Here is a 15558-nt window from a genome sequence, read left to right on the forward strand (position 1 = left end):
GCATGCAACAGACTATCCAGACTACCCTGTTGATCATCGGCGGCGGCCCTGGCGGCTACGTGGCTGCCATCCGTGCCGGGCAACTGGGCATTCCCACCGTGCTGGTGGAAGGCCAGGCACTGGGCGGTACCTGCCTGAACATCGGCTGCATCCCGTCCAAGGCGCTGATCCACGTCGCCGAGCAGTTCCACCAGACCTCGCGCTTTGCCGGCCCGTCGGAGCTGGGCATCAGCGTCGCCTCGCCGCGCCTGGACATCGGCCAGAGCGTGGCCTGGAAGGACGGCATCGTCGACCGCCTGACCACCGGCGTCGCCGCCCTGCTGAAAAAGCACGGGGTCAAGGTGATCCATGGCTGGGCGAAGGTGCTCGACGGCAAGCAGGTCGAGGTCGATGGCCAGCGTATCCAGTGCGAGCACCTGTTGCTGGCTACTGGCTCCAGCAGTGTCGAACTGCCGATACTGCCGCTGGGCGGGCCGATCATTTCCTCGACCGAAGCCCTGGCACCAAAAACCCTGCCGCAGCACCTGGTGGTGGTGGGCGGCGGCTATATCGGCCTGGAGCTGGGCATCGCCTACCGCAAGCTGGGCGCACGGGTCAGCGTGGTGGAAGCGCGCGAGCGCATCCTGCCGACCTACGACAGCGAGCTGACCGCACCGGTGGCCGAATCGCTGAAGAAGCTGGGCATCACCCTGCACCTGGGCCACAGCGTCGAGGGTTACGAGGGCGGCTGCCTGCTGGCCCGTGATGGCCAGGGTGCGCAATTGCGCCTGGAAGCCGACCAGGTGCTGGTGGCCGTGGGCCGTCGGCCGCGCACGCAAGGTTTCAACCTGGAGTGCCTGGACCTGAAGATGAACGGCGCCGCCGTCGCCATCGACGAACGCTGCCAGACCAGCATGCGCAATGTCTGGGCCATCGGCGACGTGGCTGGCGAACCGATGCTGGCGCACCGGGCCATGGCCCAGGGCGAGATGGTCGCCGAGATCATCGCCGGCAAGGCACGCCGTTTCGAACCCAGCGCGATCGCCGCGGTGTGTTTCACCGACCCGGAAGTGGTGGTGGTCGGCAAGACCCCGGAACAAGCCAGCCAGCAAGGGCTGGACTGCATCGTCGCGCAGTTCCCGTTTGCTGCCAATGGCCGGGCCATGAGCCTGGAATCGAAAAGCGGTTTCGTGCGGGTGGTGGCGCGCCGTGACAACCACCTGATCCTGGGTTGGCAGGCGGTTGGCGTGGCGGTTTCCGAGTTGTCGACGGCGTTTGCCCAGTCGCTGGAGATGGGCGCGTGCCTGGAGGACGTGGCCGGCACCATCCATGCCCACCCGACCCTGGGTGAGGCGGTACAGGAAGCGGCACTGCGCGCCCTGGGCCACGCCCTGCATATCTGACACTGAAGCGGCCGAGGCCGATTTGGCCCGCAGCGCCCCAGGCGTTGCGGGTCTTTTTTCATTCAGGCCTTACGGCGGTCCAAGACGCTGAAGCTAGCGCGACCGCTGTAGGAGCGGCCTTGTGTCGCGAAAGGGCTGCGAAGCAGCCCCGGCAATTTGTGCATCCTCGCTGAAACCCTGGGGCTGCTTCGCAGCCCTTTCGCGACACAAGGCCGCTCCTACAGGGGATCTGCGCCAGGCGGCCTATTCGGCTATCGCGTTCTTGCCAGCATCCTTGGCCCGGTACAGCGCCGTGTCGGCACGCGCCAGCAGTGCATGCTGGTCCTCCCCTTCCTGCCATTGCACCACGCCGTAACTCATGGTCAGCCGGCAATCGCCCACCGGCTCCACCTGCACCATCGCCTGGCGCAAGCGTGCTGCCACTTCCAGCGCCTCGCCCAGCGAGGCCTGCGGCAATACGATGACGAACTCGTCCCCACCCCAGCGCGCCAGCAGGTCCTGCGCCCGCAGGCAGGTATGCAGGACGTCGACCACCCGCACCAGCGCCGCATCGCCACGGGCATGGCCATAGCGGTCATTGATCGGCTTGAAGTCGTCCAGGTCCATGGCTATCAGCGATAACGGCTGGCGAAAGCGCTGTGCACGCTCGCACTCCAGTTGCAGCGCCTTCTCCAGCCGATAGCGGTTGGCAATGCGGGTCAACGCGTCGCGCTCGGCCAGCTCGCGGTTTTCGTCCAGCTGCCGCTGCAACTGCTGGTTCACCCAGGACAGCTCGCGGGTGCGTTCGGCCACCTGGCTTTCCAGCGACTGGTTCCTCTGCTCCAGTTGCGCCACCAGGCGCTTGTTGGCGTCGATGTTGCGGTGGGCACCGAGCATGCGCGCCACCGAGCCGTCCTCGTTATGGGCGATGATGTAGCCGCTGTCTTCGATCCACAGGTAGCTGCCATCGTGGCAACGGCAGCGGTATTCGACGAGGTAATGCTCGTTGCGCTGGTTGATGTACGCCTCGAAATGCGCCATCACCCGCGGGTAGTCCTCCGGGTGGATCACGCTTTCCCAGGTGAGCACCGAGTTGGCCATGGAGTGGCTGGGGTAGCCGAGCATGGCGTACCAGCCCGGGTTGCGATAGACGTAGCCGGTATTGGCATTCCAGTCCCAGATACCATCGCTGATCAGATCGAACAACGTATGCAACTGCTGTTCACTGAAGCCGGCGGGTACCGGCCGGGTTTCCTGACTCATGGACGCTCTCCCTGGCTTCTGGCGCACCCGAACAGAATAGCCCCGACGCCCTGTTTTTGCGGCGCTGAAGACAGGCATGGATCGAGGACGCTCAAGCCAGATGCAACAGCGCCTCCTCCACTGCGGCAACCACCTGGTTGCCCTTTGCACCGGGCAGCCGCCATGTGGCGATGGTCATGCCCAGTGGCACCGCGCGGTCGATGGGGGCGACCAGTTCGCCGCTGTCGAGGTAGCGTTGCACCAGGCTTCTGCGCCCTATCAGCACCCCGGCGGCCAGCAAGGCTTGCTGCAGGGCGATCGAGTACAGGGAAAAACCCGGCCCACGGGCAACGAACTTGTGCCCGGGCATCACCGCCCCCGTCCACACCGCCCAGTCGTTCCAGCCCACGTCGGCGATGCAACGGGCGTCGGCAAGGTCCTCGGGCTTGGCGATGCTGGCGGCCAGGGCCGGCACGCACACGGGCAGGACTTCTTCCGTGGCTATCCGGCGTTGCCAGCGCTCGGGCTTTTCGGTGTAGAACAGGCACAGGTCGAACGGGCTGCGCTTCAGGTTGGGCGGCTCATCCACCGCCGTCACCGAGATCTCGATGGGTGCCAGCAGCCGGGTCAGTTCCGGCAGGCGTGGCCCTATCCACAACTGCGCCAGGGCAGGCGATGTGACGATATGCACCCGCTGCGGTGCGGCCAGGCGGCGCAGTGTGCGTGCAGCGGCTTCCACTGCGTCGAACGCCTCGGTGAACTGGCCTTTCACGCTTTCGCCCAAGGGCGTCAGGCGCACGCCTTTGGCATGGCGCTCGAACAAGGCTGCGCCATATTCGCTTTCCAGGGTCTTGACCAGGGCGGCGATGGCCCCTGGGGTCACCTTCAGCTCGAGTGCGGCACGGGCAAAACCGCCCAGGCGGGCTGACGCTTCGAAGGCACGCAGGGCATTGAGCTGCAGCGAGTGCCGGGTAGGAGTATCGAGGTACACGGTTTCAGGCCTATTTTTTTTAGGCCTACCATTCCAGAAATCTGACGTTGAGGCCAACTGTCGCGCGCATTAACGTGGACGTACCGCCCTTGCACCGTCTGCACACTTTCAAGGATTTCAAATGCCGTATCCAAACGGGACCCAAGCGTTCAGGCAAGGTGCCCACAGCGCCCTGCCATTGACCTCCGGCATCGTGCCCTTCGGCCTGATCACCGGGGTCACGGCGATCGGCATGGGCCTGTCGCCAACCGATGCCATCGGCATGACCTTGCTGTTCTACTCCGGTTCGGCGCAAATGGTGGTGATGCAGTTGATGCAAAGCGCCGCCCTGCCGGTGACCATGGTAGTCACCGCACTGGTGATCAACCTGCGCTTCCTGATGTACAGCGCCAGCCTGGCCCCGCACCTGGGCCAGCTGCCGCGCCGCCACAAGTGGCCGATGGCGTACATGCTGTCAGACCAGTCCTTCGCCCTGTGCACGCTGAAGATGGGCTCCGGCGGGCTCGGGCAGTATGCCTACCCCTACTATGCCGGTACGGCAATCACCATGTTCTTCGGCTGGAACCTCTCGGTGCTGGCGGGCATGTACCTGGGCGCGAGCATTCCTGAAGACTGGTCGCTGGGCTTTGCCATTCCATTGTCATTCCTGGCCCTGTTGATACCCGGCATTCGCAATGCGGCCACGCTTGGCGCAGCACTGACCGGCGGCGTGCTCGCCGTGCTGGCCGCCAACCTGCCCTACAACCTCGGCCTGCTGGCTGGCGCGCTGGGCGGCATCATCGCCGGGCTGGCCATCGAGAGCTGGCAAAAACAGCAAACTGTGGCAGACGCCAATACCGAGCAGGAAGCATCATGAGCGAAACGATCCAGTGGATAACCTTCATTCTGATCGGCCTGGGCACCTTCGCCATCCGCCTGTCGTTCATCGAGTTGCACACGGTGCTGCGCATCCCCCCACTGTTTCGCCGCGCCCTGGCGTATGTGCCGGCCAGCGTGCTGGCGGCATTGGTACTGCCGGCCGTGGTATTCCCTGACCGGCAGGCGGGGTTCGACTGGATGAACCCGCAGATACCGGCAGCGATACTGGCCGCGCTGGTGGCGTGGCGTACACGCAGCACGATGCTGACGCTGATTGTGGGCATGGGAGTGCTGTGGGCCTTGAAGCATTTGGGGATGTAGGATGCGTCAGCGCTGATATTCCTGCTCTACACGGCCCCTGTAGGAGCGGCCTTGTGTCGCGAAAGGGCCGCAAGGCGGCCCCAGGATTTTGGCTTCACAGCTGACATGGCCGGGGCTGCTGCGCAGCCCTTTCGCGACACAAGGCCGCTCCTACACGGCCAGCGTCCGCTCGGTGGCTTCTTGCAGTATCAGACCGCGCTGGCCTTGGCCAGGTCCAGCGAGCGTGTCTCCGGCGCCATCAGCCAGGTGCAGAGCAGCCCGACCATCGAAATGCCGAACGCCACGATCATGGTGTTGGCAATGCCGAGCGACTCCAGCGACATGGGCACCAGGTAGGTGCCGATGGCGGCACCGATACGCGACAAGGAGGTTGCCAGGCCAACGGCCGAACCCCGAACCTCGGTTGGGAACAGTTCGTTCGGGTACACGTACTGCAACACCTGCGCCCCGCCAATGAACAATGCATAGCTGCCGAACAGCGCCAGGGTCACCAGCCCTGCCCCGTCCGGGTACAGCCCCAGCAGCAGCAAGGCCAGGCCCGACCACAGGAAGCTGTGGATCAGCATGTTGCGCCGACCCATGGGGTTGATCAGCTTCACGCCCAGCAAGCAACCGAACACGAAGATGACGGTGATCGCCACAGCGCCCCACGCCGCCAGGTCACCGGTAAGGCCCATGGCCGAAAGGATCTTCGGGGCGAAGGCGTAGATGGCGAACTGCGGGATGATCGAGCAGGTCCAGAACATGCTGACGAAGAAGATGCGCTTGCCATAGCTGGAGTGGAACAGCGACCAGACCGACACCTTGCGAATCGACGGCGCTTCGGCCAGGTCGGTGATGGAAAAGCTGTTGCCATAAACCCTTTTCACTACCTGGTCGGCCTCTTCGATGCGCCCCTTGCTCAGCAACCAACGGGCCGATTCCGGGGTGCCGGCGCGCATGATCAGGAACAGCACGCCAGGCACCGCCGCACTCGCCAAGGCCCAGCGCCAGGCTTCCGGCCCCATGCTGCGCAGGATGAACTCACCGGCCACATAGGCCATGGCAGCACCGACGAACCACATCATCACCAGGCTGGCGAGAATCGAACCCCGCTGCTTGCGCGGCAGGAACTCGGCCAGCAGCGAAGTCGCCAGTGGGTGGTCGGCGCCAATGGCGACACCCAGAGCAAAGCGCAGGGCAATCAGTGCGGCGGCTGATGTGACCCAGAACTGGCCGAGAGAAAACAGCGTGAGTGCAACCAGTACCAGCACATACAGCGTCTTGCGGCCCAACCTGTCGGTAAACAGCCCACCGACGAAACCGCCGAAGAACATGCCAACCAGCGATGCGGCGGCTACCAGGCCCTCTTCGAGCACGGACAGTTGTAGCGACTGGCTGAGTTGCACCAGGACCACGCCAATGATGCTCAGGATATAGCCATCCAGAAACGGCGCACCCGAGGAGTAGATGGCGAGCTTCTTGTGGAAGCTGTTGAGCGGGGCGTCTTCCAGGGAAATATTATGTTTATTGGTCATGGGTTTGGCCTTTGTTGCTGCTCGGCGCAGACCGCCCGCAAGCGTTGGCCTGCGGGGAGATCCGATTATTATTGGAGTGCAATCGATCGCTGCTGAGCCATCCATGAAGCTCATGGCGAAGACAGTAAACTCACATGACCTGGGGTGATGTAAGGATTACTCCAAAGAATGCGACATCTCGGTCAAGCACATCGGGACGGCTGCGATGGCAGGCGAACGCAGGCACAAGCGAGCGGCATATGGAGCACGCCATCGTTGCTGGCCAACGCTGGGTGAGAGGGGTGTGGGAGATAGGAAATGGCGTCCCAGGCAGGAATTGAACCTGCAACCTTCCCCTTAGGAGGGGGATGCTCTATCCAATTGAGCTACTGAGACGCAAGTACCGGCAGCGGACGCTGCACAGCAGGACGGCCAGCATGTTAACCAGCATGCTGGCGTTTGTCATGCCTCACGCGGGCTTTTTCGCGTAATCCTTTTCTGCCAATGCTACACCTGCGGCAGCACGCCTTCATCACGCAGCAGCGCGAACAATGCCGCGACCGCGGTTTCCAGGGTGGTGGAGTTGTCCAGCACATGCAGCGACGGATCGGCCAGCGCCTGCAAGCGTGCATTACGTGCCAGGCGCTGCTCGACTTCCTCTGCGCTTTCCCGGCCGCGGGCCACCAGGCGCTCGCGCAGCACCTCGTGCCGGACCTCGACCAGCACTGCCAACAGGTTCGGGTAGCGCCGACGCGCCTCGGCCAGATAGGCCCGCGAACCATTCACCAGCACCGCCCTGCCCTCCGCCAGCCACTGGTCCACCTGTAGTGGAATGCCGTAATCCAGGCCATTGGCTCGCCAATGCATGGCGAACGCGCCTTGCGCGCGCAGTGCTTCGAACTGTTCGGCCGAGACTCCATGGGCGGCTTCGCCCTTGGCTTCGGCCGACCGGGTAATGACGCGACGGGCGATTTCCACCCCGGCGGCTGCCAATCGCTCACGAGAAGCATCGATCAGGGAATCTTTCCCGGAACCCGACGGTCCTACCAGATATATCAACCGGCCTGTCCCTGATTGGCGGTCGCTTGCGTCATGTTGCATAGCCACTATGCTCTATGGAGGGAAACCGGCACATTCTAGGGGCTTTCCCAGCCTTTTGCTGCGTTTTACCAGTTTTTGACGGCAAAAGTCTGACGATTGGGCAAGCTGGAGCATGTAAAACTTTTCAAACCAGTACTCATTTCTGATAATTGGTACTGGCACAAAGCCTTTATCCGGCTCACTATTTGTCACAGAATTGACGCCAAGGAAACGGCGACCATGAGGCAAGATGAGCATCCATTTTTCACAGACGGTTGAACATTTCGTCGTCGCCACGGTCGTACTACCACCCCGTGCGGCCAATTTGAGAACCGCTTCCCCTGAACCAAAATCCGGTCAATTTATATGCGCCCAATGAAACAGGCTATTTATTCGAGCCGCACCGCTGACAAGTTCGTCGTCCGCCTGCCAGACGGGATGCGTGAGCGCATTGCCGAGGTAGCGCGCAACCATCACCGCAGCATGAACTCCGAAATCATCGCGCGCCTGGAACAGAGCCTTATCCAGGAAGGTGCGCTGGGTGACGAGTTGAGCATGCGCCTGGACAGCCCTGAACTGTCCCTGCATGAACGCGAGTTGCTGCAACGCTTCCGCCAACTGTCGCACCGCCAGCAGAACGCGCTGGTCGCCCTCATCGCTCACGATGTGGAAATGGCTACCGACGCCTCCTGAGGTTTGCAGCCGAACATGAAAAAGCCAGCGTAAGCTGGCTTTTTTGTGGGCTTACCGCCGCTGTAGGATCACTGCCTTTGTGGGAGCGGCCTTGTGTCGCGAAAGGGCCGCAGAGCGGCCCCGCGATGTCAGCGGCACTGCGCATACTTCCGGGGCTGCTTTGCAGCCCTTTCGCGACGCAAGGCCGCTCCCACAAGGACCTCATCAGCTTGTGGAAGTTAAACGGCTACAGCAGGAACAGCGTGGCCAGCCCGAGGAAGATGAAGAACCCGCCGCTGTCGGTCACCGCGGTAATCATCACGCTGGAGCCCATCGCCGGGTCGCGCCCCAGGCGCGTCAGGGTCATCGGGATCAACACTCCCATCAAGGCCGCCAACAGCAGGTTCAAGGTCATCGCCGCAGTCATCACCAGACCCAACGACCAGCTGCCATACAGCCAGAACGCCACCGCACCGATCACCCCGCCCCAGATCAGGCCGTTGAGCAGCGATACCGCCAGCTCCTTGCGCATCAGGCGGCTGGTGTTGCCCGGCGACACCTGGTCCAGCGCCATGGCGCGCACGATCATGGTGATGGTCTGGTTACCGGAGTTGCCACCAATACCCGCCACGATCGGCATCAGCGCAGCCAGGGCCACCAGCTTCTCGATCGAACCTTCGAACAGGCCGATCACTCGCGATGCAACGAAAGCAGTAATCAGGTTGATGGCCAACCAGGCCCAGCGGTTGCGCAGCGAACGCCAGACCGAGGCGAAGATGTCTTCTTCCTCGCGCAAACCGGCCATGTTCAGCACTTCGCTTTCGCTTTCTTCACGAATCAGGTCGACCATTTCGTCGATGGTCAAGCGGCCGATCAGGCGTTCGTTCTTGTCCACGACCGGCGCGGATACCAGGTCATAACGCTCGAAGGCCTGCGCCGCATCATACGCATCTTCCTCGGGGTGGAAGGAGACCGGGTCGGTCGCCATGACCTCCGCCACCTTCTTTTCCGGGTCATTGACCAGCAGGCGCTTGATCGGCAATACGCCCTTGAGAATGCCGTCATAGTCGACCACGAACAGTTTGTCGGTGTGGTTCGGCAGCTCTTTCAGGCGGCGCAGGTAGCGCAACACCACTTCCAGGCTGACGTCTTCGCGGATGGTGACCATCTCGAAGTCCATCAGCGCACCAACCTGCTCCTCGTCGTAGCTCAGCGCCGAACGCACGCGCTCGCGTTGCTGGGCATCGAGGGTTTCCATCAGCTCGTGAACAACGTCACGCGGCAGCTCAGGAGCCAGGTCGGCCAGCTCGTCGGCGTCCATTTCCTTGGCGGCGGCGAGCAGTTCGTGATCGTCCATGTCGGCGATCAGCGATTGCCGCACGGCGTCGGACACTTCCAGCAGGATGTCGCCATCGCGATCCGAGCGCACCAGCTGCCAGACCGTCAGGCGGTCTTCCAGGGGCAAGGCTTCGAGGATGTAGGCGATGTCGGCGGGGTGCAGGTCATCGAGCTTGCGCTGCAGCTCGACGAGGTTCTGGCGGTGGACCAGGTTTTCCACCAGGTCGTTGTGGGCACCTTCCTGACGGTGGGTCAGGTCTTCGACCACGCGCTGGCGTTGCAGCAGTTCGACCACCTGGGCCAGGCGGTCCTGCAGGCTTTCCTGCGCTTTTTTTACTTCTATTTCAGTCATAGGCGAACTCCACTCCCAGCAGCGGAGCACGCCGGGAGAATCAATCGGTCAGATCTTTCTGTATGAATCTTGTTAGCGAGTAACTACTGGGTAAGTCCATGGTGGTTTTCCACAAGCCCCGGCGGGGCTGACGGGCGCAATCATACACTGCTAAAGCTGTCAGATCGCTTAAAATTTTGGCCAGAACAATCGTTTGCGTGATAAAGCTGGGACAACGCTCGAAGCTATCAGTGCGACGGTGGGTCTGGCGGTTAAAGCACATTTGTTGTGTGCCTGGATGTGTATGCGATACCTGATCGAATTCGGGGCTGCTTTGCAGCCCTTTCACCGGCAAGCCAGCTCCAACAGGGACAACACAGTCCAGAGAGCAGCGCGATACCTGTGGGAGCTGGCTTGCCGGCGATGGGCCGCATGGCGGCCCCAAGCTACACTACAATCGTTACAGAAGAGCTTAGATCGACATCACCAACAATTCATTGGCGCGGAAAAACAAAAAGCCCGCTCAAATGAGCGGGCTTCTTGATTTGGTGTGGCGGACTCAGGAGGATTCGAACCTCCGACCGCTCGGTTCGTAGCCGAGTACTCTATCCAGCTGAGCTATGAGTCCGTGGTGGTATTTTTTAGACCAGGTTACCACTGGTTGGTTGAAGTGCCTTTGCAAGCAGAGCCACTTCAAAAAGTGGCGGACTCAGCAGGATTCGAACCTGCGACCGCTCGGTTCGTAGCCGAGTACTCTATCCAGCTGAGCTATGAGTCCGCGATGGTAGTTTTAGACCAGATTACCACTGGTTGTTTGAAGCAGCCTTGCAAACAAAGCCACTTCAAAAGTGGCGGACTCAGGAGGATTCGAACCTCCGACCGCTCGGTTCGTAGCCGAGTACTCTATCCAGCTGAGCTATGAGTCCGTGTCTTGCCGCGCATTATAGGTCGCTGAAACATTTTTGCAAGAACTTTTTCGTTTAAAATCAACTACTTAGCGTTCTTACTGTTTACAGCGCCCTAAGCGAATAATGGCGGTGAAGGGGGGATTCGAACCCCCGATACCCTTATGAGGTATACTCCCTTAGCAGGGGAGCGCCTTCGGCCACTCGGCCACCTCACCGCAACACGAGGCGAATATTAAACAGGCTCTTCCTCGTTTGCAACCCTTTTTTTGAAAAAAACTTCAAAAAAATTAAAGGCTTGGCTCCTCGTCCTTCTCTTTCTTGATCCGCAGGTAGATTTCCTCGCGGTGCACAGCCACTTCTTTCGGGGCGCTGACGCCAATACGCACCTGGTTGCCTTTGACGCCGAGCACCGTCACGGTGATCTCGCCGTCTCCAATGATCAGGCTCTCGGCGCACCGACGAGTCAGAATCAACATAGCTTTCTCCTTACGCAAACATTCAGGGGTAACAGTCTTGGGTGTCGCGGCCTGGTCGTGGACGACGACCTGGGCCCGGTTGATCGCCACACAGGGCAGGACAGGCCTGTGTGGCGAGCAGAAACGCGAAGGGCGCGGCAAGCCGCGCCCTTCCAGGCAGCGTATTACTCGCTCTGTCGTGCCGGGGCGTCGAGCTCGAACGCGGTGTGCAGCGCGCGTACGGCCAGCTCCAGGTACTTCTCTTCGATCACGACCGAAACCTTGATCTCGGAGGTGGAGATCATCTGGATGTTGATGCTCTCCTTGGCCAGGGCTTCGAACATGCGGCTGGCAACACCGGCGTGCGAACGCATGCCGACGCCGACGATCGAGACCTTGGCGATCTTGGTGTCGCCGATCACTTCACGGGCACCGATTTCGCGGGCAGTGTTTTCCAGCACGCTCTGCGCCTTCTCGTACTCGTTGCGGTGTACGGTGAAGGTGAAGTCGGTGGTGTTATCGTGGGCAACGTTCTGCACGATCATGTCGACCTCGATGTTCGAGGCGCTGATCGGGCCGAGGATCTTGAAGGCCACGCCCGGGGTGTCCGGCACGCCGCGAATGGTCAGCTTGGCTTCATCACGGTTGAAGGCGATACCGGAAATGATCGGCTGTTCCATGGATTCCTCTTCATCAATGGTAATGAGGGTACCCGGACCCTCCTTGAAGCTGTGCAGCACGCGCAGCGGAACGTTGTACTTGCCGGCGAACTCCACCGAACGGATCTGCAGCACCTTGGAACCGAGGCTGGCCATTTCCAGCATCTCTTCGAAGGTGATCTTCTCCAGGCGCTGGGCCTGTGGCACAACGCGCGGGTCGGTGGTGTAGACGCCATCGACGTCGGTGTAGATCTGGCACTCGTCAGCCTTCAGCGCAGCCGCCAGGGCCACGCCCGTGGTGTCGGAGCCGCCACGGCCCAGGGTGGTGATGCTGCCGTGCTCGTCGACGCCCTGGAAGCCCGCTACCACGACCACGCGGCCTTCCTTGAGGTCGGCACGAATCTTCTGGTCGTCGATCTGCAGGATGCGCGCCTTGTTGTGCGCGCTGTCGGTGAGAATGCGCACCTGGTTGCCGGTGTAGGACACCGCTGGCACACCACGCTTGATCAAGGCCATGGTCAGCAAGGCAATGGTGACCTGCTCACCGGTCGACACGATCACGTCCAGTTCACGCGGAACCGGCTGATCGGTGATCTGCTTGGCCAGGTCGATCAGGCGATTGGTTTCACCGCTCATGGCCGACAACACAACCACCAGGTCGTCGCCCGCCTCACGGTGTTTCTTGACCTTATCGGCTACCTGCTCGATCCGCTCGATGGAACCGACAGAGGTGCCGCCAAATTTCTGTACGATCAACGCCATTTCAATGGTGCCTCAGCCCATACAGGGCCCCAAAAAACAATCCAACATGAAGAGGCCGGATGGGAGTGGCCTGTGTGGCTAATTCTTGCACCCAAATTCGGCACCAGGATTCGCCTCGCTGCGTTGCCACTCCTCGCCGTAGCCCGGCTACGACTCGTCGCGGCGCCTTGCGCGGCAAACCCTGGCACTCGAATTTGAGCGCAAGAATTAGCCGTACAGGCCACTAGACCGCCGGCCCCCTCATCTCAAAGTCCCTGCTCTGCGAATGGCACGGCCAGCGCCAGGGCCTGGTCCAGTGCAGCGACGTCGACGCCACCACCCTGGGCCATGTCCGGACGGCCACCGCCCTTGCCACCCACCGCCGCAGCGGCTTGTTTCATCAGATCGCCAGCCTTGAGTTGGCTGGAGAGGTCCTTGGTCACGCCGGCCACCAGCACGACCTTGCCCTCATGCTCGCTGCCCAGCAGGATCACTGCGTGGCCGAGCTTGTTCTTCAGCTGATCGACCAGCGCCAGCAGGGCCTTGCCGTCCTGCCCATCCAGGCGGGCGGCGAGCACCTTGGCGCCCTTGACCTCAACGGCCGCATTGGAGAGATCATCCCCGGCGGCGCTGGCGGCCTTGGCCTGCAGCTGTTCCAGCTGCTTCTCCAGCTGGCGGTTGCGCTCGAGCACAGCCGACAGCTTGTCGATCAGGTTGTCGCGGTTACCCTTCACCAGCTGCGCGGCTTCCTTGACCTGCTCTTCGGCAGCGTTCAGGTAGGCCAGCGCAGCAGCGCCGGTGACCGCTTCGATACGGCGCACGCCAGAGGCCACGCCGCCTTCGCTGATGATCTTGAACAGGCTGATGTCACCGGTGCGCTTGGCGTGGATACCGCCGCACAGCTCCACCGAGAAATCGCCGCCCATGCTCAGCACACGCACGGTGTCGCCGTACTTCTCGCCGAACAGCGCCATGGCACCCTTGGCCTTGGCGGTTTCGATGTCGGTCAGTTCGGTTTCCACCGCAGTGTTCTTGCGCACTTCGCGGTTGACGATGTCTTCCAGGGCCTTGATCTGCTCCGGTTTCACCGCCTCGAAGTGGCTGAAGTCGAAACGCAGGCGCTGGCTGTCGACCAGCGAGCCTTTCTGCTGCACGTGCTCGCCCAGCACCTGGCGCAGCGCTTCGTGCAGCAGGTGGGTGGCGGAGTGGTTCAGCGAGGTGGCGTGCTGCACGTCGGCATCGACCTTGGCCTGAACCGGCGAACCGATCACCAGCGCACCGCTGGCAACCACGCCGTGGTGCAGGAAGGCACCACCGGTCTTGGTGGTGTCGCGCACGTCGAAGCGCGCAGCGCCAGCCTGCAGGTAGCCGGTGTCACCCACCTGGCCACCGGATTCGGCGTAGAACGGCGTGCGGTCGAGCACGACCACGCCCTGCTCGCCTTCACCCAGCTGGTCGACAGCCTGGCCGTCCTTGTACAGGGCGATGATCTTGCCCTGGCCTTCGGTGGCCTCGTAGCCGAGGAACTCGGTGGCGCTGTCGACCTTGACCAGGCTGTTGTAGTCCATGCCGAAGGCGCTGGCGGAACGGGCGCGCTCACGCTGGGCGTCCATCTCGCGCTCGAAGCCGGCTTCGTCGATGGTCAGCTCGCGCTCGCGGGCGATGTCGGCGGTCAGGTCCATCGGGAAGCCGTAGGTGTCGTACAGCTTGAACACCACATCGCCCGGCACCACCTCGCCCTTCAGCTGGGCCAGGTCCTGCTCGAGGATGCGCAGGCCCTGCTCCAGGGTCTTGGCGAATTGTTCTTCTTCAGCCTTGAGCACGCGTTCGATGTGCGCCTGCTGGCTGTTCAGTTCCGGGAAGGCCTCGCCCATTTCGGCGACCAGCGCGGCAACGATCTGGTAGAAGAAGCTGCCTTTGGCGCCCAGCTTGTTACCGTGGCGGCAGGCGCGACGAATGATGCGGCGCAGCACATAGCCACGGCCTTCGTTGGACGGCAGCACGCCGTCGGCGATCAGGAAGCCGCACGAACGGATGTGGTCGGCGACCACTTTCAGCGAGGCCTGCCCCTCATTGCCGCAACCGATGGCCTTGGCCGCGGCCGACAGCAGGTTCTGGAACAGGTCGATCTCGTAGTTCGAGTGCACGTGCTGCAGCACGGCGCTGACGCGCTCCAGGCCCATGCCGGTGTCTACCGACGGCGCTGGCAGCGGGTGCAGCACGCCGTCGGCGGTGCGGTTGAACTGCATGAAGACGTTGTTCCAGATCTCGATGTAGCGATCGCCGTCTTCTTCCGGCGAGCCGGGTGGGCCGCCCCAGATGTCCGGGCCGTGGTCGTAGAAGATCTCGGTGCACGGGCCGCACGGGCCGGTGTCGCCCATGGTCCAGAAGTTGTCGGAGGCGTACGGGGCGCCCTTGTTGTCGCCGATGCGCACCATGCGCTCGGCCGGCACGCCGACTTCCTTGGTCCAGATATCGTAGGCTTCGTCGTCAGTGGCGTAGACGGTGACCCAGAGCTTTTCCTTGGGCAGGTTCAGCCATTTTTCCGAAGTCAGGAAGGTCCAGGCGAAGGTGATCGCATCGCGCTTGAAATAGTCACCGAAGCTGAAGTTGCCCAGCATTTCGAAGAAAGTGTGGTGACGCGCGGTGTAACCGACGTTTTCCAGGTCGTTGTGCTTGCCGCCGGCGCGCACGCACTTCTGGCTGCTGACGGCACGCGTGTAGGCACGCTTCTCCGCACCGAGGAAGCAGTCCTTGAACTGGTTCATGCCGGCATTGGTGAACAGCAGGGTCGGGTCGTTGTTCGGGATCAGCGAACTGGAGGCGACTCGGGTATGTCCCTGCTCTTCGAAGAAGCGAAGGAAGGCTTCACGGATTTCTGCGCTTTTCATAGGTTCTTCCACGGAAACGGCGGCCGTTTGGGCTAATACGTCGAATCGACGAAACGACGGCAAAGGGCGCCATTATATCCAGCCTGAACGGGAGATACAGTGTGTTTGTACACCAGAACAGCAATCGGCGGATGAAAAGCCGTTCATGAGCACGGCCAAGGCGGAAAAGCAGACCTGCAGGCCCACCCATGCGGTACATAAGCAACACCTGACC

12 protein-coding genes and 5 tRNA genes are annotated in these 15558 nt (G+C 62.0%); 4 read left to right on the forward strand and 13 right to left on the reverse strand.

Annotation, left to right across the window (positions count from 1 at the left end; translation table 11 throughout):
* Positions 1-2: 2 nt before the first annotated feature.
* A complete protein-coding gene (gene lpdA / locus CAG44_RS04470; RefSeq protein WP_085691653.1) occupies positions 3-1382 on the forward strand; it encodes a dihydrolipoyl dehydrogenase in 1380 nt (459 codons plus the stop codon).
* A 243-nt stretch (positions 1383-1625) separates the two neighbouring features.
* Here lpdA and CAG44_RS04480 read toward each other — a convergent pair whose 3' ends face one another.
* Positions 1626-2624 (reverse strand): diguanylate cyclase, encoded by a 999-nt coding sequence (locus tag CAG44_RS04480; RefSeq protein ID WP_085691655.1) that lies wholly within the window; start codon positions 2622-2624, stop codon positions 1626-1628.
* 91 nt (positions 2625-2715) lie between these two features.
* Entirely contained in the window at positions 2716-3594 is an 879-nt protein-coding gene (locus tag CAG44_RS04485) for a LysR family transcriptional regulator (RefSeq protein ID WP_085691656.1), read from the reverse strand.
* A 121-nt stretch (positions 3595-3715) separates the two neighbouring features.
* Between CAG44_RS04485 and CAG44_RS04490 the strand changes: the two genes are divergently transcribed.
* Entirely contained in the window at positions 3716-4450 is a 735-nt protein-coding gene (locus CAG44_RS04490) for an AzlC family ABC transporter permease (RefSeq protein ID WP_085691657.1), read from the forward strand.
* Positions 4447-4773: an AzlD domain-containing protein gene (locus CAG44_RS04495; RefSeq protein WP_085691658.1), complete on the forward strand. Its 327-nt coding sequence runs from the start codon at positions 4447-4449 to the stop codon at positions 4771-4773. The genes CAG44_RS04490 and CAG44_RS04495 overlap by 4 nt, the downstream gene beginning before the upstream one ends.
* Before the next feature lie 188 nt (positions 4774-4961).
* On the opposite strand, the gene CAG44_RS04500 is transcribed toward CAG44_RS04495, so the two are convergent.
* The 3 genes from CAG44_RS04500 to phnN all read right to left on the reverse strand — a co-directional run bounded on the left by CAG44_RS04500 (position 4962) and on the right by phnN (position 7370).
* Complete coding sequence (locus CAG44_RS04500; protein WP_085589083.1) at positions 4962-6290, reverse strand: MFS transporter; 1329 nt, start codon at positions 6288-6290, stop codon at positions 4962-4964.
* Between the two features lie 298 nt (positions 6291-6588).
* Positions 6589-6665: transfer RNA gene (locus CAG44_RS04505), tRNA-Arg, on the reverse strand.
* 111 nt (positions 6666-6776) lie between these two features.
* A complete protein-coding gene (gene phnN / locus CAG44_RS04510; RefSeq protein ID WP_085589085.1) occupies positions 6777-7370 on the reverse strand; it encodes a phosphonate metabolism protein/1,5-bisphosphokinase (PRPP-forming) PhnN in 594 nt (197 codons plus the stop codon).
* Between the two features lie 345 nt (positions 7371-7715).
* Here phnN and CAG44_RS04520 point away from each other — a divergent pair, with 345 nt between their 5' ends.
* The gene (locus CAG44_RS04520; protein ID WP_012273554.1) at positions 7716-8042 is read left to right on the forward strand and encodes an Arc family DNA-binding protein; all 327 of its coding nucleotides are present in this window, start codon (positions 7716-7718) and stop codon (positions 8040-8042) included.
* A gap of 226 nt (positions 8043-8268) precedes the next feature.
* Here CAG44_RS04520 and mgtE read toward each other — a convergent pair whose 3' ends face one another.
* From mgtE to alaS, 8 genes are all read right to left on the reverse strand, one after another.
* Positions 8269-9711 (reverse strand): magnesium transporter, encoded by a 1443-nt coding sequence (mgtE, locus tag CAG44_RS04525; protein ID WP_085691659.1) that lies wholly within the window; start codon positions 9709-9711, stop codon positions 8269-8271.
* A gap of 530 nt (positions 9712-10241) precedes the next feature.
* A tRNA-Arg gene (locus CAG44_RS04530) sits at positions 10242-10318 on the reverse strand.
* 73 nt (positions 10319-10391) lie between these two features.
* Positions 10392-10468, reverse strand: a tRNA-Arg gene (locus CAG44_RS04535).
* A 71-nt stretch (positions 10469-10539) separates the two neighbouring features.
* Positions 10540-10616: transfer RNA gene (locus CAG44_RS04540), tRNA-Arg, on the reverse strand.
* Positions 10617-10722: 106 nt separating this feature from the next.
* Positions 10723-10813: transfer RNA gene (locus CAG44_RS04545), tRNA-Ser, on the reverse strand.
* A 72-nt stretch (positions 10814-10885) separates the two neighbouring features.
* A complete protein-coding gene (csrA, locus tag CAG44_RS04550) occupies positions 10886-11074 on the reverse strand; it encodes a carbon storage regulator CsrA (protein WP_003254503.1) in 189 nt (62 codons plus the stop codon).
* A gap of 164 nt (positions 11075-11238) precedes the next feature.
* Positions 11239-12474: an aspartate kinase gene (locus CAG44_RS04555; RefSeq protein WP_013973645.1), complete on the reverse strand. Its 1236-nt coding sequence runs from the start codon at positions 12472-12474 to the stop codon at positions 11239-11241.
* Positions 12475-12719: 245 nt separating this feature from the next.
* Positions 12720-15344, reverse strand: coding sequence for an alanine--tRNA ligase (gene alaS / locus CAG44_RS04560; RefSeq protein ID WP_025340119.1), 2625 nt, complete (start codon positions 15342-15344; stop codon positions 12720-12722).
* Positions 15345-15558: the final 214 nt, after the last annotated feature.

The organism is Pseudomonas sp. B13(2017) (assembly GCF_002113245.1).
Classification (GTDB): Bacteria; Pseudomonadota; Gammaproteobacteria; order Pseudomonadales; family Pseudomonadaceae; genus Aquipseudomonas; species Aquipseudomonas putida_Z.